Raw genomic sequence first — 26,093 nt, forward strand, 5'->3', positions numbered from 1 at the left:
ACGGCCGGACAGCCAGTATGGGCGATGCGATCGCCCAGCAGGGGGACCGCGCAGATCGACGCGTCGAGCGGGCGCATCCTGCACGTCAGCAGCTCGTTTTGCCTGCTGCTGGGCTACTCGGAGGACGAGCTGATCCAGAAGAAGCTGTCGGATCTCGCCCTGCCGGAAGACCGCGCGGGCTCGCTCGCTGCGTGGCGCTCGCTCCTCGAAGCGGACGAGGAAGAGCTGACGTTCGAGATGCGCTGCCGCTCCAAGGGCGGCGGTGTCCGCTGGCTCCACGTGACCGGCGTCTTCGTCCGTGACGTGCGGCAGAGGCGGTATCGCGCGGTGGTGTTCGTCGAGGACATCACCGAGCCAAGGAACGCGGAGGAGCGCGCGCTCGCCGCGGAGCAGGCGCTGGCGGAGAGCGAGGCCAGGCTGCGGAACATCTTCCACAGCGACATGGCCCCGATGGCCTTCTGGACGCATGACGGACGCATCATCGAGGCGAACGACGCCTATCTGAAGCTCGTGGGCCACACGCGGGAAGAGGTCACGGCCGGCCTGGTCCGCTGGGATGCCGACATGTTGCCGGAGGATCGCGCCGCCGGCGACCGCGCCCTGGCGGAGCTGCGGTCGAGCCGGTGGGCGTTCACGCCCTTCGAGAGGACCTATGTGCTTCGCGACGGCACGCGCCTCAAGATACTGGTGAGCGGCTGTCTGCTGCCCGGGGAGCGGTACGAGGAGGCCGGCTTCGCGATCGTGCTCGACGTCACGGGGCTCCGGCAATCGGAGGCGGCGGTCCGGAGGTGCGAACAGATCTTCCGCGCCATCGGGGAATCCATCGATTATGGCGTCTGGGTCAGCGACGCCGACGGGCGGAACGTCTATGCGAGCAACGCGTTCCTCAGGATGGCCGGGATGATGCAAGAGCAGTGCTCGAAGCACGGGTGGATCGAGGCGCTCCACCCCCAGGATCGGCGCAAGGTCGCGATCTTCGAACGGTGCGTGCAGACGGGTGAGTCGTTCGAGGAGGAGCTCCGGTACCTCGGCCCTGACGGCATCGTCCATCCCGTCCTCAACCGGGGCGTCCCGGTCCGCGACGAGCAAGGCAAGATCACCGCCTGGGTCGGCATCTGTCTGGACGTCAGCCGGCTCAAGCGCACGGAGGAGGCGCTGCGCCAGAGCGAGGGCCGCCTCCTCGCGGCGCTCGACGAGGCGCAGCGGGTCCTCGCCGAGCGCGAGCGCCTGGAGGACGAGCTCCGCGCTCGCGAGCGGGAGCTCGCGTCGCTGATGGCGAACTCGCCCGACGTGATCTACCGCCTGGATCGCGACCTGCGCTGCACCTTCATGTCGCCCACCTCGGCGACGGTGATGGGGTTCCCGCCGGAGCACTACCTCGGCAAGACGCCCCGCGAGAACGGGCTCCCGCCCGACGTTGTCGAGATGAGCGAGGCCGCGTGCCGCGAGGTGCTCGCGACGATCAGGCCGCATCGGATGGAGTTCAGCATCGGCGAGCGGAAATTCCGCGCCCGGGTCATCCCCGAGCTCGGGCCGAGCGGCACCGTGGACTCGTTCATGGGGATCACCGAGGACGTCACCGCGGAGCGGCTGGCCGAGGAAGAGCGCCAGAAGCTCCTCGACAGCGAGCGCGCCGCGCGCGACGAGGCGGAGCGCGTCAGCCGGGTCAAGGACGACTTCGTCGCGACGCTCTCGCACGAGCTGCGCTCGCCCATCAACGCCATCCTGGGCTGGGCGCGCATCCTGCGGGGCCGGGTGCCCGAGCCGCCGACGCTCGCGCGGGGGCTCGAGGTGATCGAGCGCAACGCGCGGCTCCAGGCCGACATGGTGTCCGAGCTGCTCGACATGAGCCGGATCGTCTCGGGGAAGCTGCGGCTCGACGTGCAGCCGGTCGACCTGCCCACGGTCATCCAGAGCGCGCTCGAGGCGATCCAGCTCGCGGCCGAGACGAAGGGGATCGCGGTCGCCTCGAGCATCGACCCCGCGGCGAGCTCCCTGAGGGGGGATCCCGCGCGGATCCACCAGGTCGTCTGGAACCTCCTGTCGAACGCCGTGAAGTTCACGCCCCCGGGCGGGCGGATCGACGTCGCGCTGCGGCGCGTGGGCGCGCACGCCGCGCTGTCGGTGACCGACACCGGGATGGGCATCGCCCCGCAGTTCCTCCCCCACCTGTTCGAGCGCTTCCGGCAGGCGGACGCGTCCTCGACGAGGAAGCACGGCGGGCTCGGCATCGGGCTGTCGATCGTCAAGCACCTGATCGAGCTGCACGGCGGCACCGTGGAGGTCGCGAGCCAGGGCGAGCATCTGGGCGCGACCTTCACCGTGACGCTGCCGCTCGCCGGCGTCTCGCAGGAGGCGCCCAACGCGGCGCAGCGCCCCAGCGAGGCGTGTGTCGAGGCGCTGGCCGACTACCCGGGCGCGTCGCTCGCCGGCCTGCGGGTGCTGGTGGTCGACGACCAGCCCGACGCGCGCGAGGTCGCCCAGCGCGTGCTGGAGGAGTGCGAGGCGACGGTCACGACCGCGGGATCCGCCGCCGAGGCGCTGGCCATCCTTTCGCAGGATCGGCCGGACGTCCTCGTCAGCGACCTCGGGATGCCGGGCGAGGACGGCTTCCAGCTCATCCGCAGGGTGCGGGGCCTCGGCGAGGCGCGCGGCGGGGCGACGCCGGCCATCGCGCTCAGCGCGCTGGCGCGGGCCGAGGACAAGGCGCGGGCGCTCGGCGCCGGGTACCAGGCGCATGTCGCCAAGCCCCTGGATCCGGCGGAGCTCGTCGGGGTGATCGCGGCGCTCGCCAAGGATCGGGCGAACCAGACGAATCTGACGGATATGACGGACCAGACGAACCAGACGAACCAGACGGCTCCGACGGATCGGACGAGCCGATGAGCGGCGGTTGCTCCGGGGGAGCTCCTTGGATTAGGTAGAAGCCTTTACGGCGCCGTCCGCGGCGGGATGGCGAGCACGGTCATGGTCCAACAGATTTCCGTGAAAGAGCTCTTTCTGAAGCTGAAGGCGGGCGAGCCCGTGTACCTCCTCGACGTGCGCACGCCCGGCGAGCACGAGATCGCCGCGCTGCCGGGCAGCACGCTGATCCCGCTGAACGAGCTCGTCGAGCGGGTCGACGAGGTCACGCCCGGCGAGGGCGCGCTGGTCGTCGCCTACTGCCACCATGGCGTCCGGAGCCTCTCGGCCGCCGCCCTCCTCGAGAAGCTCGGCCACGAGCGCGTCGCCTCGCTCCAGGGCGGCATCGACGCGTGGTCGATCCACATCGACGAGAGCGTCCCGCGGTACTGATCCCCCGTCGACGAGCTCAGTTGAGCGAGGCGGCGCCGAGCCGGAAGTAGAGCGATCGGCCTGCGCCGCACGCGCTGCAGGTGACCTTCGCGACGCGGAGGCGGACGCCGTCGAGCGTCTCGGCCGTGTGGTCTTCCACGCGGAAGGCGCCGCGGCAGCGCGGGCACGGGATCGACCGGGCGGCCACCTCGACCTGCGAGGCCGCGTCGAGGGGGATGGCGCGCCCGGGGGTGTGGCCCGGCTCGAGCTGCGCGAGCCGCTCGATATCGCGGGTGAGCTTCGCCGACGTACGATCGCTTTCGCGCCGGGCGGCGCGGGCCGAGAGCTTCTTCTTCGCCATGATGCCTGTCCGTGCGGCCCGCCGATGCGGAGACGCCGCCCGCGCGGGGAGCGCGAGGCCGGGTCTACCGCGTGTCGCGGATCGGCTCCAGGCCCTCGGACACGCCCTCGGCCCCTCCGCCGTACACGTCGCCCTGTGGCGAGACGATGCCCGAGTGCGAGGGCGCGAGGGTGCCGGGCCGCCGCACCTTGGGAGGCCGGACCACCTGTGGGCGGCGTTCGGGGACCGCTCCGGCGTCGGGCGTCGTGGCGGCGGTGTCGCCGGCCCACGTGGAGGGCGTCTCGGCCACGGCCGGATGCGGGAGCGCGGCCGGTGCACGCGCGACGTCGGAGGGCGCTGGCACGGGCGTGCTGAACGGAGCGGGGCCGGTCGTGCTCGCGAGGGTCATCGGCGCGTCCTGGCCCGACGGCGAGCTCGCGGCCACCGGCACGTCCGAGCTCCCTGTCCAGCGCGCCGCGCCGAGCGCTACCGCGGCGAGAAGAACAGCGGCGGCCGCGATCCACGCGCCCGCGCTGCGGCGCCAGCGGAACGCGCGGGTGCGCGACCGATCGCGGCGGCGTTCGGTCACGTCGTGCGGGCTCCCGGCGCTCTCCTTCCCGTCGGGCTCGGTCAGAGGCACCGCCCGCATGCCCGCATCGAGCTGCCGCGGCAGCGCCCTCCGCTTGCGCGCCATCGTCAGCGTGGGGACGTCCTCACGCGCCATCGTCAGCGTGGGACCTTCCTCGCGCGCCATCGTCAGCGTGGGACCTTCCTCACGCACCAACGTCAGCGTGGGACCTTCCTCGCGCGCCATCATCAGCGTGGGGCCGTCCTCACGCGCCATCGTCAGCGTGGGACCTTCCTCGCGCGCCATCGTCGGCGTTGGCGTGGAACCTTCCTCGCGCGCCATCATCAGCGTGGGGCCGTCTTCGGGAGCCATCTTCAGCGCGATGCCGCTGTCCTGCGCCGTATTCAGCGCGGCACCGCTGTCCTGCGCTGTCGCTGGCGCGATGCCGCTGTCCTGCGCTGTCGCTGGCGCGATGCCGCTGTCCTGCGCCATCTTCAGCGCGGCACCGCCGCCCTGCGCTGTCGCCAGCACGGAACCGCTGCCTTGCGCCATCTTCAGCGCGAGGCCGTCGCTCCGGGACATCGTCAGCGTGGGGCCGTCCTCGGAGCTCCCCCCGGGCGAGGACCGGTCGTTCCGCACCATCTTCAGCGTGGGCCTGCTGTCCTGCACCGGGGTCGTGGGGCCGCTGCTCCGCGCCAGCGCCAGCGAGGGCCGCTCCGCGACGGCCACGAGGGGGAGCGTGCGACGCTCGCTGGACGGCGCGTCGGCGCTGGACGAGGTCCCCGCCGAGGCGCCCTGGCTGGGCAGGGTGGTCACGTGATCGCCGGCGGGCGAGAGCGCCGTCGAGCAGGGACCTGCCTCGGCTCCCGCCCCCTTGTCGGCGTCCGGCAGGGTCGACGACGCACCCGGGCCGTCGTTGGCCGCGGCGGGGAGCGTGCTCGGGACGCCGTCGCCCGAGGGCCCGACGGGCCGGGACGACGGAAAGGCCTTGCCCCGGGCGATCGCCGCGATCTGCGCCAGGGCGCGGGCGGAGTGCTCCGAGCCGAACGGCGCGAGCTCTCGCGCCAGATCCGCCACGGTCTGGACGCGCACCTCCGGCTCTTTCTCGAGGCAGCGCAGGATGATGTCCTCGAGGCGGGCCGGCAGCTCCATCCGGTGCACCCGCGGCGGCGTGGGCGCCTGCATGGCGATGGCGACGAAGAGCGCCGAGATCCTGGACACCTCGAACGGAAACCGCGCCGTCAGGAGCTGGTAGAGGATGACGCCGAGCGACCAGATATCGGTGCGCGCGTCGACGTCTTTCGAGCACCGCACCTGCTCGGGCGACATGTAGCAGGGGGAGCCGAGCATCATCTCCGACGCCGTGAGCTTGCCGTCGTCCTCGGCGGCGGCCGACTTGGAGAGGCCGAAATCGAGCACCTTGATGATGGGCGCGCCGGTCGCGCCGGTCGTGAGGAAGAGGTTCCCCGGCTTGAGGTCCCGGTGGACGATGCCGCGCGCGTGCGCCTCCGCGATGGCCTCGCAGCCCTGGATCACGTAATCGACCGCCTCGGACACGGGCAAGGGGCCGCGCGCCTCGATCTCCCGCTGGAGATCGCGGCCGCGCAGGTACTCCATGACGAGGTAAGGGACGCCGAGATCGGCCGTGCCGACGTCGATGACGCGGGCGACGTGCTCGCTGCGGATCGCCGCCGCGGCGCGCGCCTCGCGCAGGAAGCGGGCGCTCGCGCCGGGCAGCGTCATCGCGCGGGGGAGGAGGAATTTTACGGCCACGCGCTGGCGCAGGGAGACATGCTCGGCGGCGAAGATGACGCCCATGGCGCCCTGGCCGAGGCTGCGCTCGAGGCGGTATTTCTGCGCGAAGACCTCGCCTATCGCTGGGATGCCCGCCGTTGACGCGGGGGCATCCGGTTCCGATGGCCCGACCTCCATGGGCACACTATAGCCGCGCTCCCGCTTTTTTTGACGCGAAGATGCGGGGCGTCGGGGGTGGGGGCGGCCGGATGCGGGGGCAGCGGAACGCGGTCGCGAGAGTCGCGTAGGCGGGCCGCGCACCTTCCATCACTCCCATGGTGGGAGCCGTCGGCAACGCGCGGCTCGCGAGGCCCAGACGTCCTCACGCGCCCCCCGCGCGAGGCGCCCTGCTCGAAGGGGTCCCGTCGCGCGCTACGGTTCGCCACGCGTCGCGAGAACACGCGACGCGACGACGCCGGGCTTGCCCGCGCCCCCTCGTCTGCGACGCCTTTTCCCCGCCCCCTCCAGCATTGCGACAGCGCTCTCGCCATGGCACGAGCCCGCCCTCATGCCGACCCGCCCCTTCACCCTGGGCCGCTCCCGCCCGCTCTCGGGCGATCCCGGCGCCGCGGGCGCGCGCCCGTTCGAGCTCCCAGCGCACCACCTCGTGACCCACGGCGTGGTCGTCGGCATGACCGGCAGCGGCAAGACCGGGCTCGTCATGGTCCTCGTCGAGGAGGCGCTGCGCTCGGGCGTCCCGGTGCTCATGGTCGACGTGAAGGGCGACCTGCCCAACCTGCTCTTCACGTTCCCGGAGCTCTCCGCGGCCGAGTTCGAGCCGTGGATCGACCCCTCCGCCGCCGCGCGCGACGGCCGCTCGACGGCCGACGTCGCCGAGGGGCTCGCGGCGCGCTGGCGCGACGGCCTCGCCTCGTCGGGGCTCGGGCCGGCCGACGTCGCCGCGCTCCGCGCCCGCATGGCCCCGCGCCTGCTGACGCCGGGCACCACGGCGGGCGAGCCGGTCCACGTGCTGTCGGCGCTCGAGACCCCCTCCCCGCTCTGGGACGAGGACGAGGAGGCCGCCCGCGAGGCGCTCTCGGCCTCGCTGTCGCTCCTGCTCCGGCTCGTCGGCCGCGACCCGGATCCGGCCCGGAGCCGCGAGCACGTGCTGCTCGCGCACCTCGCCGAGCGGCGGCTGCGCGCGCGGCGGGCCGCGGGGCTCGAGGAGCTGCTCGCGGACCTGGCCGATCCGCCGATCGCCGCCGTGGGCGCCCTCGGCGTCGACGAGTTCTTCGCCCCCAAGGAGCGCCAGGCGCTCGCCCGCGAGCTCAACACCCTGCTCGCCTCGCCCACGTTCGCCACCTGGCGCAAGGGCGCGCCGCTCGACGTCGCGGCGTGGCTCGCGCCGCAGGCCGGCGGCGGCACCGGCGGCGGCAAGACCCCGGCGGTGATCGTCAGCGTCGCGCACCTCGACGACGACGAGCGGCTCCTCGTGCTCGGGCTGCTGTTCGATCAGCTGCTCTCGTGGGTGCGAGGCCTCTCGGGCACGAGCGACCTGCGCGCCCTCGTGGTCTTCGACGAGGTCTTCGGCTTCTTGCCCCCGCACCCGGCGAACCCGCCCACGAAGCGGCCGCTGCTCGCGCTCCTGAAGCAGGCGCGCGCCTTCGGGGTAGGCGTCGTCCTCGCCACGCAGAACCCGATGGACCTCGACTACAAGGCGCTCTCGAACGCCGGCGCGTGGTTCGTGGGCCGGCTCCAGACCGACGCCGACCGCGAGCGCGTCGTCGAGGGGCTCTCGGGCGCGGACGGCGGCGCCGGCGGCGTCGGGGCCGCGGCCCTCTCGGCCACGCTGAAGGCGCTCCCCCCGCGCACGTTCTTCGTGCGCGACGTCCACATGCAGCCGCCGTCGTTCCTCGCCGAGACGCGCTTCAGCCTGTCGTGGCTGCGTGGCCCGGTCACCCGGCGCGAGATCGGCCGCCTCGTCCGGAGCATCTCCCCTCCCCCGCCCGCGCCCGATCCGACGCGCGCTTCTCTCGATTCCAGGTCTGCACATCCAGATCCCGGAGCCGACTCTCTCGATCCCAGGCCTGCATCTCCCGATCCGAGGCGCGCTTCGCCCGCTCCGTCGAGCCCCGCCCCGCGCGCGCCCGTGGGCCCGGGCGGGACGGTCGTCCTCGACCCGCGCCACACGCCCGCCGCCCCGCAGCCCGCGCGGCGCAGCGCGGCTGCTCGTGCGGACGCCGGCGCCCGCGCGCCGGCACCGCCGCCCCCGGCAGCGACGACGCCCCCGCCAGCGCCCGATGGGTGGCGGAGCCTCTACGCGCACACCCCCGCCGCCGCGCCGGAAGGTTTCCGTTACATCCCCTGGGTTGCTGTCTCCGTGATCGCCCACCTGCGCGACACGAAGCTCGGCGTCGCCCTCAACCGGAGCCAGCTCCTCGCCGCCCCGCTCCTGCCCGACGGCAAGCCGGATCTCTCGCGCGTCTCCCGGCTCGACGCCTCGCTGCTCGCCACATCGCCCGCCGCGGGCGCCCGCTTCGCCGAGCTGCCCGCCCCGCTCGCGAAGCGCGCCACCGCGCAGGCCGCGGCGCGCGCGCTCCGGGAGCACGCCTACCGCACGACCGAGGCCGCCGTGGCCGTCCACAAGGAGCTCGGGCTCGCGCAGGACGACGGCGAGCCCCTCGAGGCGTTCGCCGCCCGCTGCCGCGCCGCCGCGGCCCGGCTCGCCGCCGCCGAGCAGCAGCAGGTCGTCGGCCGGTTCGCGCCCAGGATCGCGCGCCTCGGCGAGCGCATCGCCGCCGCGAAGGCGCGGTACGGCCAGGCCGAGGCCGAGGTGGCCGCGCTCCCCGGCGCGGTGGGCGCCGCGCTCCTCGGGCTCGTCGCCGGCCGGGACACCGCCCGGCGCGCCGGGACCCAGCGCGACAAGGCCGCCGCGAAGCTCGAGCGCGCGCGGCAGGAGTGGACCGAGGCGGACGCCGCGCTCCGCGACCTCCACGCCGCGCAGGCCGCCGAGCTCGCGGCGCTGGAGCAGCTCCCCCTCCGGGCCGGCGAGGGCATCGAGACGAAGCGCCTCGTCCCCAAGAAGAACGACGTCGAGGTCGCGTTCGTGGCGCTCGCCTGGGCCGCGACGCTCGCCGGCCCCGCGTGAGCCCGCGGCGCTTGAGCCGCGACGCGACGCCCATACCTCCTCCCTCTCTCGACGTCGCGGTATCGCTGCCTCCATCGAGGCGCTAGGCTCCCCCGCATGCAGCCGATCGGCGCCCCTGAGCGACGCCTCGACAGGGAACCCGCGCGGCTCTGCCCAAGGTAACGCCATGCCGTCCTCCCGCTTCCGCGCCGGGCTCGGCCGTCCGAGCTCGGCGCCCGCCGAGATCGCGTGGTTCGCGTTCCACGGCGACGATCTCCTCGTCCACGCGCGAGCGTCAGAAGACGGCGGCGGCGATCGCTTCGACCTCCCGATCGCGGCCGATCTCGCCGACCTCGGCGTCGTCGTCACGCGCGCGCAGCCGCTCGGCGAGCTGGACGGGCGCGCCTGCCGCTCGGCCGAGCTCGCGCAGGGCGCGCCGGCGCCGGCGGGGTACGCCTACGTCTCGCTGCGGCGCCTCCACGGGCGCATCGATCCGGAGCTGTTCGAGATCGCGGGCACGGCGTACCAGGTGCAGCACTGGGACAAGGCGCACCAGTACTGCGCGGCGTGCGGCGCCGCGCTCGAGGCCGGGCAGGACGAGCGCGTCAAGCGCTGCGTCCGCTGCGCGAGCAACTACTTCCCCCGGATCACGCCGGCGACGATCGTTCTCGTCGAGGACGGCCCGCGCGTCCTGATGACGCGCCAGGCGCGGTTCCCTGCGGGCATGTACGGCCTCGTCGCCGGGTTCGTCGAGCCGGGCGAGACGCTGGAGACGTGCGTCGCGCGCGAGGTCCACGAGGAGACGGGCGTCGACGTCGCCGACATCATCTATTTCGGCAGCCAGCCGTGGCCCTTCCCCCACCAGATCATGGTCGGCTTCACCGCGCGCTACGCCGGCGGCGAGCTCCGCGTCGACACGCGCGAGCTCGAGGACGCGCGCTGGTTCCACCGCGACGCGCTGCCGCTCTTGCCGCCGCCGCTCAGCATCGCCCGGAAGCTCATCGAGGCCTGGCTCGCGCGGCCGGCGCGGTAGCGGCGCCTCAGACGCGCCGCAGCTTCCACGCGCCGCGGCGGAACACGAGCCCGCCCGCGACGGCGAGCGTCGAGAACGCCACCGCGATCGCGACGAACACGCCCGCCGGGCCGAGCTCCGCGGCGCCCGAGAGGCCCCAGGCGAGCGGGATCTCCCAGAGCCAGAAGCAGGCGAAGTTCAGCAGCGTGGGCGTCCAGGTGTCGCCGGCGCCGTTGAACGCCTGCGTGAACACCAGGCCGAAGCCGTAGAACAGGAACCCGCACGAGAGGATCCGCAGCGTCTGCGTGCCGAACCGGAGCACCTCGGCGTCGTCCGTGAACGCGCCGACGATGGCGCGGGCGCCCACCGCGAAGACGACGCCCACCGCGCCGAGCATGACGGTGGTCCAGATGCCCGCGCGGTACACGGCGGCCTCGGCCCGGTCGGGGCGACCCGCGCCAAGGTTCTGCCCGACGAGGGTCGCGGCGGCGTTCGAGAGCCCGAGCGCCGGCAGGATCGCGAACACGATGACGCGCATCCCGATCGTGTAACCGGCGAGCGCCGCGCTCCCGAAGGGCGCGATGATGCGCACAAGGCCGCTCCAGCTCGCCATGCCGATGACGTTTTGCAGCGCGCCGTTCGCGAAGAGCCGGAGCAGCGCCGCGAGCGCGCCCAGGTCGGGGACGAGGTGCCGCGCTCGCACCTTCACCCGGCCGCTGCCGCGCGTGAGGAAGAAGACCTGCAGCGCGACGCCGGTCCCGCGGCCAAGGGTCGTCCCGACCGCCGCGCCCGCCACGCCGAGCTCCGGGAACGGGCCGAGGCCGAAGATGAGGCACGGGCCGAGCGCCATGTTCAGCGCGTTCGACAGCCAGAGCACCCGCATCGACAGCGCCGCGTCGCCCGCCCCGCGGAAGATCGCGTTGATGACGAACAGCATCAGGATCGTCGCGTTGCCGAGCAGCATCATCGAGGCGAACGGCGCGCCGATCGCGATCACCCCGGGCGTCGCCCCCATCACCGCGAGCAGCCGCGACCCGAGCAGCGCGCCGACCGCCGAGATCGGCAGCGAGATGAGCAGGCCGAGCACGATCGCCTGCCCCGCCATGGCGGCCGCCTCCTCGTGGCGCCCCTCGCCGACCCGCCGCGCGACCGTCGCGGACGCGGCGACCGCGAGGCCCATCGCGATGGCGTAGACGAGCGCGAGGAGCGACTCCGTGAGCCCGACGGCGGCGACGGCGTCGGCCCCGAGCCGCGAGACCCAGAAGACGTCGACCACGACGAACAGCGACTCCATGAGCATCTCCATGACCATCGGGATCGCGAGCAGGGCGATCGCCCGGTCGATGGAGCCGGTGGTGAAGTCGTGCTCGCCGCCGCGGACCGCGTCGCGGAGCGTGGACCAGACGCCCGCGCCGCGGCGCGAGCCGGGCGAGGGCGGCGAGGGTGCAAGAGCGTCCGCGCGCAGGTCGGGGGCGGGTGGCGTGCCGGGGTCGCGCATGAGGGCCGGCAAGCTGATCGCTGCGGGCCGCTTCGTCCAGCGGCTTCGCTGGCCGCGCGCGGTTCACCTCACGGCCCGACGGGGTTCACCGGCCCATAGAGCTCGATTTCCGAGACGGAGTACGACGCGTCTCCGGAGGTCGCCCGGATCCTCGCGTAGCGAGCCTCGACCCTCCCCGGGAGCGCATGGACCGGCCGCGTGCGCGTCCCGCCCCCCCCGAACGTGGGCACGGCCGCCAGAGGGACCCATGTCGCCCCATCCGTGGACGACTCGACGAGGTACTCGTCGTTGTTGTCGGCCTGCACCACGACGCGAGCGAGGGAGTAGATCGCTCCCAGGTCGACCGTGAGCGACGTGCCCTCGGGGGTGACCACGGAATACATCGGATCATCCCAGGGCTGACCTTCCGGCGCGAACGTCGTATCGGTGACGAACTGCAGATCTCCTCGAGGCGCTCCGTCCGCCGTGACGGGCCTCGCGGCGGCGAGGTTGACGAGCACCTCGAAGGTCGAGCTCGGAGGCTGGGCCACCGCGACGCTGTCGGCATAGCTTGGATCACCGCTCAGCGCGACGTCGAGGGTGCACCACGCCAGGAGCGTCGGGTCCGTGACGCCCCGGTCGCTGCAGACCTGCCTCGCCGACGCGCGCTGGTCGTCCGGCACATCGCGGAGCAAAGCGGGCCGCTCGGGGAGCGTCCGATCCGTGAAGGTGTCGGTGCTCTCTCCCTCGGCATAGTCGAACAGAGACTCCTCCCGGGCGATCCTCCAGCTCTCGGCGAAGGAGGCATAGAGCTCCTGGAACGTCGGCGAGATCAGGACCGCGCCTGTGCGGGTGGCGACGTCGTCGGAACCCTCGTCGTTGAAGTTGCCGAACAGCCCGCGAACCTGCCCCCTCCCTGATGGCGGAAGCAGGAACCGAAGATCGAGGTGATCCGCTGCCACCGTGATCTCGGCTCGCTCGCCCTCGGCCGGAGGCCAGATGAGCGTGTACTTGGTGCTCTCGAGGAGCACCTGGCCTCCACCGGCCAGGGTGAGGGCGGCCCCGTCCGCGAGGGCCGTCGCGGTTCCATTCACATAGAGCGGAGGCGATCTCCCCGCATAGAGCGCGATGCGGTCGGCGCCCAGCGCGGTTGCCACGGCCGTGTTGACGGAGACGCGACGCGATGCTCCCAGAGATGCCTGGCGGGCTTGAACGACGAGCGGTGCTCCCGAGGTGGATTCGAGGACGACGAACTCGCCGACCGCCTGGAAATCGTAGGCCAATCCATCGAACGTGACCATGTGGGGGTCACCCACGGCGGACGCGCCAGGCATCCCTCCGCTCGATCCTCCTGCCCCGCTGCCCGAGCCCGATCCGCTGCCGGCGCCACCTGCCCCGCTGCTGCTGCCAGCACCGCTGCCACCTGCCCCGTCGCCGCCGGCACCCCCTGCCCCGCCGCTGCCGCCAGCACCGCTGCCACCTGCCCCATCGCCGCCGGCGCCCCCTGCCCCGCCGCTGCCGCCTGCCCCGTTGCCGCCATCTCCCCCTGCCCCGCCGCTGCCGCCTGCCCCGTTGCCGCCATCTCCCCCTGCCCCGCCGCCCCCACCTCCATCTCCCTCAGGGCACCAGCCCGCCTTGCGCTTCAGCTCGTCGAGCGCGACCGACTCGGTCCCATCCGGCTTGTAGAGATAGAACCCCCGGCCCTCGTTGTCGTAGAGCTGCCAGTAGAACGCTGCAGCCAGCCGCCCACCCCGTGCGACGTTCAGCACATTGTTGATGCGACGTCGCACCTCGGCCTCTGGATATTCCAGCTCCGGCAGGCCGAACTCGGAGATGATGACCTGCCCGTTGCCGAGAGCCATCGGATCCGGCGGAAACGTCGGCAACTCGGCCAGCTCCGGAACGAGCTGAACGAACGCGGTACGCTGCGCCACGTCGTCATAGAGAAAGTCGAGCGCCTGGTTCAAGGACATCTCCGTCGCGGCGTCGTTCGCCCCCTGCAGCATGGAGTCGTACGACGAGTAACTCACCATGTCCGGCCCGATGAACGGCAGGAGGTGCGCCAGGCGCAGCAGCTTGCGACGGCAATCGAGCCCCAGCGCCTCGCGCACCCGGTTGACCTCCACCGCGAAGTAGACCTTGACGTCCGAGGCCACGGCGGCTCGAGCCTGCGCGACCCCCTCCTGCTTCGCGCGGAACCAATCGATGGTCTTCTTCACGTCTTCCGCTGACGGCTCGGGCAAGCAGCTCGTGTCTGACCCGTCGGCTTTAGCGCGCAGGAACAGCCAGTCGCCCTCCCAGTTCTTGATGACGAACGTCTTCTTCGTTCCGTTGTACTCTTCGAGGAGGTAGCGAGCGAGCTCGTAATGCTGTCGCTTCTCGAGCTGCAGCACCGTCTCCGCCGTACCGGTGCTGCCTCCGTGGTACATGTTCTCGATGTAGGCCCCCGGCCCGGTCATGGCGGAGACGCTCATCGCAACGAGACGGAGGTTGGGGTCGCCGAGCGCGCGGGTGACGAAGGGCCGCTGCGCCGCCTCCAAGGGACTGCTGACCGAGAGCCACCTTTCGGAGTCGACGGTCCCTTCGTGGGTCGACTTGTCAGGACGGAGCGAGACGTGAATTGCCCGCGCGCCGAGCTGGCGAGCACGGTCCACCCCCTCGGTGAAGACGTTGACAGACTCATCGTGTCGGTACAATGCTCCCTGGTTGGCGAACCCGATGAGCGGCGCATCCGTGCATGAGCCCGGCTGAGGGGGAGACGATTTACAAGAAGCAGCGGTAGCGATCCCGGCAACGGCAAGCAGGAGTCCAAACACCGTACGCATATGCAGAAAGTGCCTTCTTCGCCCGGTGGGGCGGCGATACGACCCAGGTCAAGGTAGCCGCGCCATCAGCGGATCGAGAACGGATCCCGGTCGCGCGCGCTGATGGCGACGCGCAGCGACGGCACCGCGGCGCGCAGGCGCTCTGCGAGGCGCTTCAGCGCGGCGCGCTCGCTGTTCGAGTGCAGCGCGCACACCACGGTGACACCCGCGCTCGCCGCGCGGAGGGCGTCGTGGTGGCGCAGCTCGCCGGTCAGGTAGAGCTCGGCGCCCTGTGCGATGGCGTCTTCGAGGAGCGCGCCGCCCGCGCCGGCGCACGTGGCCGCACGGGAGACGGCGCGCTGCTCGGGGCCGGCCACGAGCAAGGCGTCGACCCCGAGGCCCTCCTTGATGCGGCCGAGCAGCTCGGAGACCGGCGCCGCGCCGGCGAGCGGCCCGATCCGCCCGATGCCGGCCCTGAGCGGCTCGGCGGCGAGCTCGACGAGGTCGAACGCCACCTCCTCGTAGGGGTGCGCTGCGCGCATCGCCTGCACGACCGCGGCGGTCCGGTCGCGGGGGAAGACCATCTCCAGCCGCACCTCGGGGACGCGCTCGAGCCGACCCTTCTCGCCGACCGTGGGGCTCGTGCCCTCCTCCCCGAAGAACGTGCCCGTCCCCAGCGTGCGGAAGCTGCAGCGCGAATACCGGCCGATCTGGCCCGCGCCCGCCTCGGCGAGGGCGTCGGCCACCGCGTCGGCGTGATCCTCCGGGACGAAGACGACGAGCTTGTGCTGCCACGCCTTGGCTGGCGCCCGCCGGAGCGGCGCGCGGTCCGCCGAGATCCCGAGCGCGTCGGCGAGGACATCGTTGGTGCCGCCCTCGGCGACGTCGAGCGCTGTGTGGGGCGAGTACAGCGCGATGCCGTCGCGGATGGCCGCGAAGATCGGGCTCGGCGCGACCATGCGCTTGACGGCCTCGAAGAGGGGCGGATGGTAGGCGACGACGAGATCGCAGCCGAGATCGCGCGCCTCCCGGGCGACCTCGGGGGTGTAATCGATGGCGAGGAGCGCCGCCGACGAGGGCCGCGCCGGGTCGCCCGCGAGCAAGCCGACGTTGTCCCAGGACTCCGCGAACCGGAGCGGCGCGATCGACTCGAGCGCTGAAAGGACGTCTCGGAGGAGGGTCATGAGCGCCTCTATACCAGCGGCGACCGCGGTTCGGTGCGCAGCGGCATCGCGCCGCCCGCGAGGGCTCGCCGCGGCAGCGGCGCAATCGATGCAGACCAGGCCTGTGCCATGCTGTGCCGGTCATCCGTGCGCCGAGAGGCTGCGCCCGCGGATCCTGCGCTGGTATGGATGGTGCTGTTCTCTGGCACCATGCCCAGTACCCCCTCTTCTCCGGCTCAATTCCGGATCGCGCTCGCTCACCAGCTGACGCGCGCGATCCTCGCCACCGCGACGCTCAACGTGGCAGTTGGAGGCGCCGCCTGCGGCGGCGACGTCACCCTGGAGCGCGCGTCGGGCGGAGGCGGTGGCCCCGCGTCGGGCGACGAGAGCTCGGGGGCGCGCGGAGGGATGGGCGGGAATGGCGGGCCAGGCGGCGATGCCGTCACGTCAATCCAGGCCGGCGGCGTCCAGTGGACCGAGGAAGGAACTGTCTGTGTCGCCCTCGGGCCCTCGGGACAGGGAGGACAGGGCGGTGTCGGGGGAGCTCCCGGCGAAGGGGCGAGTGCCGGCGAGGGCGGCATCGGCGGCTCACCCGCGGGCACGTGCCCGACCTTCGACCTCTACGGCTCCTCCGTCCCGGGGCCGCCGCCCGGCGCGCCCGCGGGGTGCTGGTACACAAGCCTCGGTGAAGGTGTCCTCCGAGGCAGCGAGTGCTGCTACGAGTTCGTCGCGACCTGCGGCGGCACAGGCCGTCCGTTCCTCGTGGGCGAGCGCGCGCGCACGGCGCGGGCAGAGCGGCGAGCGGCGAGCGGGTGGCGCGCCGCGGCGCACCCGGACGTGGCGGCGTTGACGCAGTCGACCCGCGCCGCGCTGGCCGAGGCATGGCTCCGCGACGCCTTGCTCGAGCACGCGTCGGTCGCCTCCTTCGCGCGTTTCGCGCTGGAGCTGATGGCGGTCGGGGCCCCGCCGGACATGCTCGCGGCCGCGCACGAGGCCGCGGGCGACGAGGTGCGCCACGCGGCGCTCTGCTTCGGCCTGGCGAGCGCGTACGCGGGCGCGGCGCTCGCGCCGGCGCCGTTCGCGTTCGGCGGGCGGGTCGAGGTCGCCTCGGGCCTGCCCGAGCTCGCGGCGCGCGCCGTCCGCGAGGGCTGCGTCGGTGAGACGCTCGCCGCCGTGCAAGCCAGCGAGCAGCGCTCGCGCGCCACCGACGCCGCGGTCCGGAGCGCCCTTGCCACGATCGCCGAGGACGAGGCCCGGCACGCCGAGCTCGCGTGGCGCTTCGTGGCCTGGGCGCTCCAGACGGGCGGCGAGCCGGTGCGCCGGGCGGTCTCCGAGGCCTTCGAGGCGGCCCTCGCCTCGCCTCCTCCGGCCGCCACGGCGCCGGACGCCGAGGCCGACGCCCTCGCCGCCCACGGGCGCCCTGACGGCGCGGCGCTGGCCGCCTCCCACCGCCGCGCGGTCGCGGAGGTCATCGCGCCTGCGATGCGCGCGCTGCTGGGCGCGTGGTCCTAGCGAGGACGCGATCCGGCGTGTACCGGAAGGTGGAACGTGGAAGATGGACGATGCGCAGGCGCAGCTCGCTCCGGACACGCCGCACGCAGATCGAGTGGAAAAACATCCAGAAGACGGTCAGTAGATCGAGACGATGCGCCGAACGATCACAGGCTACCATCAGGACGATGCGAACGATTGGGTGGCCGAGCTGAGCTGTGGACATGGCCAGCACGTCCGGCACAAGCCGCCGTTCCTCTTGCGCCCCTGGGTCGTCACGTCCGAGGGCCGCGCATCGATGCTCGGCACCGAGCTCGACTGCGTGCGCTGCGATCGGCTCGAGATGCCCGACGGGCTGGTCGCGTACAAGCGCACGGCCGAGTTCGACGAGCTCACGATCCCTTCCGGCCTGCGAAAGAACCATTCCACCAAGCCCGGCGTATGGGGGGTGATCCACGTGATCTCGGGGCGGCTGCGCTACCGGATCGATGGGCTCGGCGGTCGAGAGCTCTCTCTCGATCCAGAGAGCCGAGGGATCGTCGTCCCCGAGGTGCTGCACCACGTCGACCCCGACGGCCCGGTGCGGTTCTTCGTGGAGTTTCGACGCAAGGGCGGGTAACCCGACCCGTCGAATGGGACGGTCGCACCGAGCGTTCTGGGTCCTCATGAGCCGATCCTCCATCGCCCTGCTGGTCGCCGCCGTCATCGGCTGTAGCCCGCCTTCTCCCACCCCGTCTGCGAGCGTCTCCGCGGCTCCTGCGGAACCAGGCCGAGCTCCGGCGCCCGGCGCGACAGCGCCCCCGGCCGCCACCTCCGCCGTGGAAAGCCCGGCGCCCGCGGCAGCCCCCCAGGCCGCCACGGACACCGCCGACGGCTCCAAGGTGAGCGTCGACGATCCGCGGATCCAGAAGATCAGGGCCAGGTATCAGGACATCCAGGCCCGCAAGGACCTGACGCGAAGCGAGCTCCGCTTCGAGTGCGCAGGCGGCGAGGGACGCGGCGAGCTCCGGCTATACCAGGCGGACGGCGCGATCCAGAAGGCGGAGATCGCGGCCGCCGACGCGGGGCACGGCGAGTCGACGTACCAGTTCTACTACGACCAGGGCCAGCTGGTCTTCGCGCTGCACGACGATGGATCCTGGGCCTTTGACGGGACGAGGGGTACGCCGGACAAGCCGGCGACGACGAGCAGCGTCACGCAGCGCCGGTACTATGTGCACGAAGGCGAGCCCGTGCTCTGCATCAAGAAGCACGCGAAAGGTCCCACGGAGAAGCTCGGCCCCTTGCTGGAGCAGGCGCCCAACCGGCCTGACGATTGCTCCAGGGCCAAGAAGACGCAGCAGATCGCCTCCGCCGCCCTGGCGGGCGCGAAGCCCAAGACCATGGATGAGCTCAAGAAGCTGCTCTGTAACTGAGCCCAGCTGCGCTACTCTCAGGACACCTCGCGTGGCTCCTGGCGCGCGCGCCGGAACATCGCGATCCCGAGCAGGATCCCGCCCGCCACGATGGCGATGTCAGCGACGTTGAACACCGGCCAGCGGTGAAGGTGGATGAAGTCGATGACGTAGCCGCGGACGCCGCGATCGATCGCGTTCCCGACCGCGCCGGCGACGATGAGCGCGTACCCGGCCTGCTCGGTGACCGAAGCGCGGCGGCTGCTCCACCAGCCCAGGAGCACCACGCCGAGGACGACCATCGAGCACACCAGGAGGATCGCCACCTTCGCCGGCGACTGGATGCCCCGGAGCAGGCTGAAGGCCATGTCGCGGTTCTCGGCGTAGCGGAGATCGAGCACCCCCGGCACGATCGACAGGGGACCTCGCCGCTCGAGCGCGGCCTGCGCGACCGCCTTGGTCGCATGATCACACCCCACCAGGGCTAGCGTGAACAGAATCAGCACCCAGCCCATCACACGTCGCGCCATGGCCGACGGAACACGGCGCCCTGGCGGTTTGTTCCCGGTCTCTCGCTCGAGCGAGGACGGTGTGGAGCCAGCGCCGCCCCCGAGCGGGCTTCAGGCGAGAAAGCCCGGCAGCGGCCCGCAGTTCGGCTCGATGCCGATGCCCGTCGCGGCGTGGCCGAGCGCGTTCATCACGGACGTGAGCAGCTTGTTCGAGCTCTGCGCGGTGGTGTTGTTGATGTACTGGCCCACGTTCACGCCCAGGTTCTTCCCGCCGATGACCAGATACTGCATGTCCCGCGGGTTGTGGCTGTGGTTCGTGCCGCTCTCCACGCCCCAGAGCAGGATCGTGTTGTCGAGCATCGTGCCGCTGCCCTCGCGGATGCCCGCGAGCCGCTTCGCCAGGTATGCGATATGGCTCGCCCAGAAACGATCGAACAGCATGAAGGCCTGGCGCGTGGTCATCGGCTCACCACCGACGCTGACGCTGTCGTTCGTGCGGCTGACGTGCGCGACCACGTCGTGCCAGCTCTGACCGAAGCCGAGGAGGCCCTCGTGGTGGCCGCCGGAGAAGCTGAAGTGGTAGTCCGCGACCCGCGTGCGATCACACGTGAACGCGCTCACGATGATGTCGGCCTGGATCTGCGCCCAGCGCGTGATCGTGGTCGCGTTGTTGGTGCTGCCGTTGTAGCCCGAGGTGTCCGCGCGCTCGCACGCCGCGCCGGCCGGGACCGACGTGCCGCCGCCCATGCCCGCGATGCGCTTCTCGAGCTCGAACAGCGCTTCCACGTGGAGTTCCAGCTTCTGGCGCTCGGCCTCGCCGAGGAAGCCCTGGATGGTCTTGAGCTCGCGCGTGTTGATCTGGAGGATGCGCTGGTCGGCCTTGCGCTTCGCGGCCGCGACGGCATCCGGCATGCCGCCGGGCGTGGGCGTCGGCGCGGCGCCATCGAAGGTGACGCCGCTGAAGATCGTGTTGAACGCGCGCGCGGGATCGGCCGTGTGGGTCATGGGCTGGCCGGGGCCGCTGTACGAGATGATATGGCGCTTGTCGGCGCCGCCGCGATCGGCGACGCACAGGTGGATGCTCGCGAGCGGCGTGCCGCCGCGCAAGTCGGAGTTCTTCAGCAGGATCTGATCGAGCGAGGGGCCGTTCGCGTGGTGTGAGCTCTCGTCGATGAAGCGCGCGCCCGTGAACAGCTGCGCCATGCCCGCCTCGTGATGATTCCCGACCGTCCAGGCATGGTCGAGCCGGCGCAAGAACAACATGTTGCTCTCGAGGCCGCGGAAATCGGCGAGCGGCTCCTGGAGCTGGAACGTCGACCCGCTGCCGGTCGGCCACCACTCGGGCGGGTGCGAGTCGGGCGTGAAGATCAGCACCAGCCGCTTGGGCACGACGGTCTGCGCCTCGACCTCGCGGTGGCGCAGCAGCGGCGCCAGGAAGATCGCGCCGGCCGCCGTCTTCAGGATGTCTCGTCTGGATACGTCGAAGGGCCTGGGCATGTTCGATCCTCGATGGTGGTGGCTATTCGCGCACGCGCTCCACCGTGCTCGGCGAAGACAGGCGCGCCAGGAGCAGGTCGCGCAGGAGACCGGTGCGATCCAGCGCCGCCGTCCCCTGCACGACCGGCGGAATACCGCGCGCAGACTCGACCTGGCCGAAATAGAAGCGGAAGGCCTGCCGCGCCACGCACTCGCGGACCCAGGTGCTGCGCGACAGCGCTTCTCCCAGCCCCGCGGCGCTGTCGTACTCACCGTCGACATCGGTGTTGAGCAGCCGGCCCGCGGCGTTGATCGGCCGCGGCGTGGCCATGGGCGCGGTGAGCGACGGGCTCCTGTACTGCTCGAGCGTCCGATAGCGGCCCGCGCCGTCGAAATTCTCGAGCATGAAGCCGACGTTGTCGATCAGCGCGTGGCAGCTCTTGCAGACCGCCTGCGCGTCGTGCGTCTCGTACAGCTCGCGCGTGGTCTTCGGGATCATGCGCAGCTCGCTCTCTTCGATCGGCGGCGGCGTGAAGCTCTCGGGCAGCGTGATGTGCTGGCACAGCAGCTGATCGCGGATGAACAGGCCGCGGAGCGTCGGGGACGTGAGGTACTGCTTGGCGGTCTTGGAGAGCACGGAGCCGAGGGAGAGCAGGCCGCTCCGCGCGGTGTCCGCCGCGCCCGAGGCGTCGCTGCGGTAAAACCCGGAGAGCGCTGGATCGGCCTCGGGGACAGGCGCCGTGAGCAGGCTCGCGATCGAGCCCTCCATGCCTCCGTTCGCGCGGAGGAAGCGCTGCGTCTCGGCGAACATCGCCCCCTTCACATCGGCGAAGCCGGGGAACACGTCCTCGAACTTCTCCACCTCGGCCTCGAACGTGTGCAACCGCAACCACTGGACGAGGAAGTGACCGAGCTGGTCGGCGGCGCCCGGCGTCGAGAGCAGCTGGTCGACGTGGCCAGGAAGCAGCGCGGGATCGGCCAGCTCACCGCGATCGGCGGCGGCGACCAGCGTCGCAGAGGGGGGCTCGCCGAGCACGCTGTACGAAAGGAAGGTCGCGATCTCGTGGTCAGTCAGCCGGAACGCCGCTTTCACCTCGTCGCTCGGCGCGCCGATCTCGGTCCGGTACAAGAAATAGGGCGAGTTGAGCACGCCCTTCAGCACCCAGCGGAACGGCAGCGCCGGATCCCCGGACTCGGCGGCGAGATCGAACACTTCGCCATAATGGGTCAGGTCCTCCGCCGTCGCGGGCCGCCGGAACGCCTTGCTGACCGCCGCGCGCACGAAGTCCGTTTTGCACGTCGCGTCGACCTTGCCGCACGGAATCAGCGCGCTGAGCTGCCGATCGCTGAGCGCGAGCACCGCGGCCTCGGCCTTGGCCGCGTACTGCTCGGCCAGGGTCACGCGGACGAGGCCGCTGGTGGACATGTTCGGATAGATGCCGTTGTCCGGCACGGGCTCCATGTCCGAAACGTCGATCGACATCCCCAGCAAGCCCTGGACGGAGCGACCGTATTCCTCCGGGGTGAGCAGCCATGTGCGGGCGCGCAGCGCCGCGGAGGCGGGCGTTGGCGCCGCGTACGGCAAGCTGCCGTCGGCCTGCGGCGGGGGAACGTCGCTGCCGGTCTCGCCGCCAGCCGCTCCCGACGACAGATCGCCGAGCTGCCCGGTGCAGGCGGGCGCCAGAGAACCCAGAACGAAGATCCAGCCCAGAGAACGAAAACGCATATCGGATCTCCACATGGGTACGCGGCGCCGATCGAGACCGCTCCCGCCGAGGAGGCTGGATGTCCAAACGCTGTCCGTAAGTCAAACCGCCCGAAGCCGCCCATACAGCGTCATTGTTGCGCTGCAGTGGATGGCGAAGGTCCCGCTGCGGCCTCGCTCCCCTCGCCCGCGGCACCTTCTTTGAGTTTGCTCTCGGCGGGGCCGCCGTGCCCCGGGCGAGCGACTCGCGGCGCCCGGTGTCGTCGCAGTCTCGAACCGCCTCTCCTGGAGGGCATCGTATCGACGCAGAAATCTGCGTGCGCCTTCCCGCCTTCACATTCCCGAAGGGTTCGGTTCTGATCATCGCCGCGCGCAGCGACCCAGCCGTTCCCTTCGGCGCAGTGCCACTCGTGCTGTAAGTTTGTCTAGAAACCCTGGCCGGCTGCGCCCGGCAGGTCGAACCCAGTTTGAATCAGACCGCTCTTCGCGGCTTCTTCACCGCGCGGAGCCTGCCTGTCGCCGGGTCGCCGCACCACAGGCGGCCGCTCGCGTCCGCCTCGACGCCGGAGAGGCGCACGCTCTCCGGCAGCGCGAGCCGGTCCAGGACCTCGCCGCTCCGGGGATCGACGCGGCGGAGCTCCGACGGCGCGCCCTCCTCCTCGCACATCACGCCGTGCCAGAGATCGCCGTCGGTCCACGTGACGCCGGTGACGAGCCGATCGGAGACGAGCGTGCGGAGGACGGCCCCGCGCTCGGGATCGATCTTGAGGATCTTCCCCTCGCGGTAGATGCCCGCATAGAGCGCGCCGTCGGCCCACGCGAGCCCGCTCACGGGCGTCGCGTCGAAGCCCGGCACCTCGCCGACCGCGGCCCCGCTCGCGGGATCGATCTTCCGGATCCTCCCGCCGCCGACGACCCACAGGTGGCGCCCGTCGAACGCCACCCCGGCGCTGGCGGGCGCCTTCAGGCGACGCAGCACGCGGCCGCTCTCGGGCTCGGTGGACATGAGGTCTCCGCGATCGCCGTGCGCGAACCACACCGCCTGTCCGTCGAACGCGACCCCGTGAATCGATTCAACCCCTTCGAACGTGCGCTCCGCGATGATCTCGGCCTTCCGGGCTTTCACGGTCCACTCCTTCCTCGCCCCGCGCACTCAACGCGCACTCAACCAGGAAGCGCGAGCCCGAGGAGCAACATTTGTGACGCGATCGACAGCGCCGCTCTGGGCCTCGCGTAGCGCCGCGAGGGGCCGCTGCCGGTGACCTCGACCGCGCGCGCGAGCGAGAGCTCCGCGAGCGCGCGCTGCACCGTGCGCGCGCTCTTGCCGAGCGCGGCGCCGATGGCCGAGGCGCTCCACGCGGCGCCGTCCGAGAGGAGCGCGCGGATGGCGCCCGCGTCGCCCGGATCGAGCGGCGCGAGGACGACCACCTCCACGCCCGCGCCGAGCTCCCAGCGGTACGCGTTCCCGAGCGCGCGCACGACCCCGACGCCGCCGAGCTCGGCGCGCAGGCGCCCCACCTCGACGCGCAGCCGCCGCCGGTGGGACTCGTTGACAGCGCGCACGCCGAACGCCGCGCGCGCGAGGGCGTCGCTCGCGATCGCCGCCGGGTGAGCCCGGGCGAGCGCCTCGAGCAGGGCGAACAGGATCGGTCGGCGCGCGAGGTCGGCCCGCACCTCGCCGCCGTCGAGGACGCGGCGGCGGAGCGCGTCCACGACGACCCGCCCCGCGGGCGCGGCGACCAGGGCCTCGACATCGGCGAGGCGCACGGGCTCGTCACGGCCGCCTTGAACGAGGCGCGCCACGGGCTCGTCGTGCGCGCGGAGGAAGCGCTCGGCCTCGGCGATGAGCAGCGGATGTCCGCTCGCCCGCGCCCACGCCACGGCCTGCTCGGCGGCGCGCCGCGCCGAGGACGCGCGCACGAGCCGCGCGTGCACCTCGGCGCGCACGAGCGCCAGCGCGGCCCTGGTGAACACCGGCGCGTCGATCGTGACCGTGGCCTCGACGGCCGCGAGCGCCCGCTCCGCCTCGGCGACGCGGCCTTCCAGGAGCGCGGCCCGCGCTGCGCCCAGGCGAGCCCACGCCGCGTTCGTGAGATCGCCGGCGCGCTCGAGGGCGTCACCCGCCTCGACGAGCCCCTGCCACGCCTCGCCGATCTCCCGCTGCGCGAGCGCGATCTCCGCGAGGGCCGCGCTCGAGCGCGCCCGGGCGCGCTCGGCGCCCGCCGCAGCGAACGCCCGCGCGGCGCGGCCGAGCGCGGCCTTCGCCTCCGGATAGGCGCCCATCTGCGCGAGCGCGATCCCGCGGAGCGCGAGCGCGTGTGGACCTCCGAAGGGGCCGACCACCTTCAGCGCGTCGAGCGCGTCGCCCGCCGCGAGCGAGCGGGCCGCCAGCGCGCCGAGCTCGGCGGGGACCTCGGCCGTCGCATCCATCGCGGCAGCGTCGCACGCCCGGCGGCGCGCGCCAACGGATCGCGACATCGATGTTGCTGTCGCGGCCAGAGGCGCCGTGGTCATTTCCACGGGTCAGCGGCCGGCGCGGCGAGGCGCCGCGCGCGCCGCCCACAGGAGGAGATCCCCATGTGCCCTGCGTGCCTCGCGTCCATCGGATGGGTCCTCGCCCAGGCGGCCTCCGCCGGCGCGGTGACCGCGATCGCCGTCAAGAAGCTCCGGAACCGGAACCATGGCAGGAGCGCCGCCGGCGCCCCCGCGTCGAAGGGAGAGCGCCGATGAGCCGCGCCAAGATCGCTTCAAGGGAAGAGTGGCTGGCGGCGCGCCTCGCGCTGCTCGAGAGAGAGAAAGAGCACGACCGGCGGCGCGACGCGCTGAGCGCCGCGCGCCGAGAGCTGCCGTGGGTGAGGGTCGACAAGGCCTATGCGTTCGACGCCCCTTCAGGCAAGCTGACGCTGCGCGAGCTCTTCGGCGAGCGCCGGCAGCTCCTCGTCTACCATTTCATGTTCGCGCCGAGCTGGGACGAAGGCTGCAAGAGCTGCTCGTACGTGGCCGACAACATCCAGGGTGGCCGCGTCCACCTGGCCGCCCGCGACACGGCGTATTGCGCCGTCTCCCGCGCGCCGCTCGCCAGGATCGAGGCGTTCAAGGCGCGAATGGGCTGGACGTTCCCGTGGGTCTCCTCGGGTGAGACGGACTTCAACTATGACTATCACGTCTCGTTCCGTGAGGAGGAGCGCGCTCGAGGAGATATGGAGTACAACTTCAAGAAGGCGAGCTCCCCCTTCCCCGAGGCCCCTGGGCTGAGCGTCTTCGCCCGCGAAGGCGACGAGGTCTTCCACACCTACTCGACCTATGCGCGCGGGCTCGATGTCCTGATCGGCACCTACAACTACCTGGATCTCACGCCCCTCGGCCGGGACGAGGCCGCGCTCCCTTACACGATGGCGTGGGTCCGCCATCACGACAGGTACCCCACGACGCAAGACACCTCACAAAGCGAAGCGGCTGGGGAAGGCGGCTCGTGTGGGTGCGCCGCCCCGGCGCGCGGGCCCGAGTGACCCGGACTCCTCGCGGATTCCGCGCGGATCACGCCCGCCGGCCGCGGTGCGCGGGGCCCGCCCCCCGGTTTGTTGGCCGCTCCGGCTGCCTCGACGGACACTCGCGAGACGGTCGCGATGAAGAAGTGGAGCTTCCTGGCCCTGGGGCGCAGCTACGAGATCACGGATTATGGCCCCAGGTTCGGTATCGAGGTCACACGGGACGGCTACACCGTGTGGACCGGCTACCGTGACGGAGCGCGGCTCGTGACGGACACGAGCACCCTGCCGTCGCGCGAGCTGGTGGCGCTCCGCGAGGAGCTCGTCCTGCGGGCGAGCTCCTGGAGCGCCGCCCCGGGGACGGGCGCGGGTCTGCGCGCGCGCCGGCCGCAGCGCGCGGTCGAGCAGCTCGATCTGCTCGGGGCGCCGCTGCTCGGCGGCTGCCCGCGCTGAGACGACGCGAGCGCGCCCGACTTCACCGCCGGAGCGGGTCGACGCACCTGGCCGCCGCCCGCGTCGGCGATCGTGAGCC

Annotated in this window: 20 protein-coding genes; 10 read left to right on the top strand and 10 right to left on the bottom strand. The window is 72.3% G+C overall.

What is annotated here, in order from left to right; translation table 11 throughout:
* The first annotated feature begins 24 nt into the window (after window positions 1-24).
* Window positions 25-2,886: a PAS domain S-box protein gene (locus tag WMF45_RS24410; RefSeq protein WP_437719237.1), complete on the top strand. Its 2,862-nt coding sequence runs from the start codon at window positions 25-27 to the stop codon at window positions 2,884-2,886.
* Window positions 2,887-2,967: 81 nt separating this feature from the next.
* Window positions 2,968-3,294, top strand: a complete 327-nt coding sequence (locus WMF45_RS24415) for a rhodanese-like domain-containing protein (RefSeq protein WP_437719238.1) — start codon at window positions 2,968-2,970, stop codon at window positions 3,292-3,294.
* A gap of 16 nt (window positions 3,295-3,310) precedes the next feature.
* On the opposite strand, the gene WMF45_RS24420 is transcribed toward WMF45_RS24415, so the two are convergent.
* Together WMF45_RS24420 and WMF45_RS24425 are read right to left on the bottom strand one after the other, a co-directional pair.
* Window positions 3,311-3,634, bottom strand: coding sequence for a hypothetical protein (locus WMF45_RS24420; protein ID WP_437719239.1), 324 nt, complete (start codon window positions 3,632-3,634; stop codon window positions 3,311-3,313).
* 64 nt (window positions 3,635-3,698) lie between these two features.
* Window positions 3,699-6,113: a protein kinase domain-containing protein gene (locus WMF45_RS24425; protein ID WP_437719240.1), complete on the bottom strand. Its 2,415-nt coding sequence runs from the start codon at window positions 6,111-6,113 to the stop codon at window positions 3,699-3,701.
* Window positions 6,114-6,483: 370 nt separating this feature from the next.
* On the opposite strand from WMF45_RS24425, the gene WMF45_RS24430 reads away from it, so the two are divergent.
* Window positions 6,484-9,063 carry a helicase HerA-like domain-containing protein gene (locus WMF45_RS24430; protein ID WP_437719241.1) on the top strand — a complete coding sequence of 860 codons (2,580 nt, stop codon included), beginning with the start codon at window positions 6,484-6,486 and terminating at the stop codon, window positions 9,061-9,063.
* Window positions 9,064-9,229: 166 nt separating this feature from the next.
* Window positions 9,230-10,075 (top strand): NAD(+) diphosphatase, encoded by an 846-nt coding sequence (gene nudC / locus WMF45_RS24435; RefSeq protein ID WP_437719242.1) that lies wholly within the window; start codon window positions 9,230-9,232, stop codon window positions 10,073-10,075.
* A gap of 7 nt (window positions 10,076-10,082) precedes the next feature.
* On the opposite strand, the gene WMF45_RS24440 is transcribed toward nudC, so the two are convergent.
* The 3 genes from WMF45_RS24440 to WMF45_RS24450 form a co-directional block, all read right to left on the bottom strand.
* Window positions 10,083-11,552 (bottom strand): MATE family efflux transporter, encoded by a 1,470-nt coding sequence (locus WMF45_RS24440; RefSeq protein WP_437719243.1) that lies wholly within the window; start codon window positions 11,550-11,552, stop codon window positions 10,083-10,085.
* Between the two features lie 68 nt (window positions 11,553-11,620).
* Entirely contained in the window at window positions 11,621-14,227 is a 2,607-nt protein-coding gene (locus tag WMF45_RS24445) for a VWD domain-containing protein (RefSeq protein WP_437719244.1), read from the bottom strand.
* Window positions 14,228-14,421: 194 nt separating this feature from the next.
* The gene (locus WMF45_RS24450) at window positions 14,422-15,519 is read right to left on the bottom strand and encodes a Nif3-like dinuclear metal center hexameric protein (protein ID WP_437719245.1); all 1,098 of its coding nucleotides are present in this window, start codon (window positions 15,517-15,519) and stop codon (window positions 14,422-14,424) included.
* A 189-nt stretch (window positions 15,520-15,708) separates the two neighbouring features.
* On the opposite strand from WMF45_RS24450, the gene WMF45_RS24455 reads away from it, so the two are divergent.
* The 3 genes from WMF45_RS24455 (at window position 15,709) to WMF45_RS24465 (ending at window position 18,404) form a co-directional block, all read left to right on the top strand.
* Window positions 15,709-17,010, top strand: coding sequence for a ferritin-like domain-containing protein (locus WMF45_RS24455; RefSeq protein WP_437719246.1), 1,302 nt, complete (start codon window positions 15,709-15,711; stop codon window positions 17,008-17,010).
* Window positions 17,011-17,143: 133 nt separating this feature from the next.
* Window positions 17,144-17,608 carry a DUF3565 domain-containing protein gene (locus WMF45_RS24460; RefSeq protein WP_437719247.1) on the top strand — a complete coding sequence of 155 codons (465 nt, stop codon included), beginning with the start codon at window positions 17,144-17,146 and terminating at the stop codon, window positions 17,606-17,608.
* A gap of 199 nt (window positions 17,609-17,807) precedes the next feature.
* Entirely contained in the window at window positions 17,808-18,404 is a 597-nt protein-coding gene (locus WMF45_RS24465; protein ID WP_437719248.1) for a hypothetical protein, read from the top strand.
* Between the two features lie 17 nt (window positions 18,405-18,421).
* Here WMF45_RS24465 and lspA read toward each other — a convergent pair whose 3' ends face one another.
* The 5 genes from lspA to WMF45_RS24490 all read right to left on the bottom strand — a co-directional run bounded on the left by lspA (window position 18,422) and on the right by WMF45_RS24490 (window position 24,551).
* A complete protein-coding gene (gene lspA / locus WMF45_RS24470; RefSeq protein ID WP_437719249.1) occupies window positions 18,422-18,913 on the bottom strand; it encodes a signal peptidase II in 492 nt (163 codons plus the stop codon).
* A 90-nt stretch (window positions 18,914-19,003) separates the two neighbouring features.
* Window positions 19,004-20,389, bottom strand: coding sequence for a DUF1552 domain-containing protein (locus WMF45_RS24475; protein WP_437719250.1), 1,386 nt, complete (start codon window positions 20,387-20,389; stop codon window positions 19,004-19,006).
* A gap of 22 nt (window positions 20,390-20,411) precedes the next feature.
* Window positions 20,412-22,094, bottom strand: coding sequence for a DUF1588 domain-containing protein (locus tag WMF45_RS24480; protein ID WP_437719251.1), 1,683 nt, complete (start codon window positions 22,092-22,094; stop codon window positions 20,412-20,414).
* Window positions 22,095-22,545: 451 nt separating this feature from the next.
* Entirely contained in the window at window positions 22,546-23,199 is a 654-nt protein-coding gene (locus tag WMF45_RS24485; RefSeq protein ID WP_437719252.1) for a Vgb family protein, read from the bottom strand.
* A gap of 38 nt (window positions 23,200-23,237) precedes the next feature.
* Window positions 23,238-24,551: a helix-turn-helix domain-containing protein gene (locus tag WMF45_RS24490; RefSeq protein ID WP_437719253.1), complete on the bottom strand. Its 1,314-nt coding sequence runs from the start codon at window positions 24,549-24,551 to the stop codon at window positions 23,238-23,240.
* A 99-nt stretch (window positions 24,552-24,650) separates the two neighbouring features.
* Between WMF45_RS24490 and WMF45_RS24495 the strand changes: the two genes are divergently transcribed.
* The 3 genes from WMF45_RS24495 to WMF45_RS24505 all read left to right on the top strand — a co-directional run bounded on the left by WMF45_RS24495 (window position 24,651) and on the right by WMF45_RS24505 (window position 26,014).
* A complete protein-coding gene (locus WMF45_RS24495) occupies window positions 24,651-24,803 on the top strand; it encodes a hypothetical protein (RefSeq protein ID WP_012237017.1) in 153 nt (50 codons plus the stop codon).
* On the top strand, window positions 24,800-25,582 hold the full coding sequence (locus WMF45_RS24500; RefSeq protein ID WP_437719254.1) for a DUF899 domain-containing protein: 783 nt from the start codon (window positions 24,800-24,802) through the stop codon (window positions 25,580-25,582). The genes WMF45_RS24495 and WMF45_RS24500 overlap by 4 nt, the downstream gene beginning before the upstream one ends.
* 117 nt (window positions 25,583-25,699) lie before the next feature.
* Window positions 25,700-26,014 carry a hypothetical protein gene (locus WMF45_RS24505; protein ID WP_437555088.1) on the top strand — a complete coding sequence of 105 codons (315 nt, stop codon included), beginning with the start codon at window positions 25,700-25,702 and terminating at the stop codon, window positions 26,012-26,014.
* Window positions 26,015-26,093: the final 79 nt, after the last annotated feature.

This window comes from Sorangium sp. So ce448, assembly GCF_051520915.1.
GTDB lineage: Bacteria > Myxococcota_A > Polyangia > Polyangiales > Polyangiaceae > Sorangium > Sorangium cellulosum_B.

What these genes read in the sequence shown, in the direction of transcription:
- WMF45_RS24430 (WP_437719241.1), top strand. Translation starts at nt 6,484, where the DNA reads ATGCCGACCCGCCCCTTCACCCTGGGCCGCTCCCGCCCGCTCTCGGGC.
- WMF45_RS24410 (WP_437719237.1), top strand. Translation starts at nt 25, where the DNA reads ATGCGATCGCCCAGCAGGGGGACCGCGCAGATCGACGCGTCGAGCGGG.
- nudC (WP_437719242.1), top strand. Translation starts at nt 9,230, where the DNA reads ATGCCGTCCTCCCGCTTCCGCGCCGGGCTCGGCCGTCCGAGCTCGGCG.
- lspA (WP_437719249.1), bottom strand. Translation starts at nt 18,913, where the DNA reads ATGGCGCGACGTGTGATGGGCTGGGTGCTGATTCTGTTCACGCTAGCC.
- WMF45_RS24455 (WP_437719246.1), top strand. Translation starts at nt 15,709, where the DNA reads ATGCCCAGTACCCCCTCTTCTCCGGCTCAATTCCGGATCGCGCTCGCT.
- WMF45_RS24490 (WP_437719253.1), bottom strand. Translation starts at nt 24,551, where the DNA reads ATGTCGCGATCCGTTGGCGCGCGCCGCCGGGCGTGCGACGCTGCCGCG.
- WMF45_RS24415 (WP_437719238.1), top strand. Translation starts at nt 2,968, where the DNA reads ATGGTCCAACAGATTTCCGTGAAAGAGCTCTTTCTGAAGCTGAAGGCG.
- WMF45_RS24505 (WP_437555088.1), top strand. Translation starts at nt 25,700, where the DNA reads ATGAAGAAGTGGAGCTTCCTGGCCCTGGGGCGCAGCTACGAGATCACG.
- WMF45_RS24460 (WP_437719247.1), top strand. Translation starts at nt 17,144, where the DNA reads ATGCGCCGAACGATCACAGGCTACCATCAGGACGATGCGAACGATTGG.
- WMF45_RS24450 (WP_437719245.1), bottom strand. Translation starts at nt 15,519, where the DNA reads ATGACCCTCCTCCGAGACGTCCTTTCAGCGCTCGAGTCGATCGCGCCG.
- WMF45_RS24495 (WP_012237017.1), top strand. Translation starts at nt 24,651, where the DNA reads ATGTGCCCTGCGTGCCTCGCGTCCATCGGATGGGTCCTCGCCCAGGCG.
- WMF45_RS24480 (WP_437719251.1), bottom strand. Translation starts at nt 22,094, where the DNA reads ATGCGTTTTCGTTCTCTGGGCTGGATCTTCGTTCTGGGTTCTCTGGCG.
- WMF45_RS24420 (WP_437719239.1), bottom strand. Translation starts at nt 3,634, where the DNA reads ATGGCGAAGAAGAAGCTCTCGGCCCGCGCCGCCCGGCGCGAAAGCGAT.
- WMF45_RS24425 (WP_437719240.1), bottom strand. Translation starts at nt 6,113, where the DNA reads ATGGAGGTCGGGCCATCGGAACCGGATGCCCCCGCGTCAACGGCGGGC.
- WMF45_RS24475 (WP_437719250.1), bottom strand. Translation starts at nt 20,389, where the DNA reads ATGCCCAGGCCCTTCGACGTATCCAGACGAGACATCCTGAAGACGGCG.
- WMF45_RS24500 (WP_437719254.1), top strand. Translation starts at nt 24,800, where the DNA reads ATGAGCCGCGCCAAGATCGCTTCAAGGGAAGAGTGGCTGGCGGCGCGC.
- WMF45_RS24440 (WP_437719243.1), bottom strand. Translation starts at nt 11,552, where the DNA reads ATGCGCGACCCCGGCACGCCACCCGCCCCCGACCTGCGCGCGGACGCT.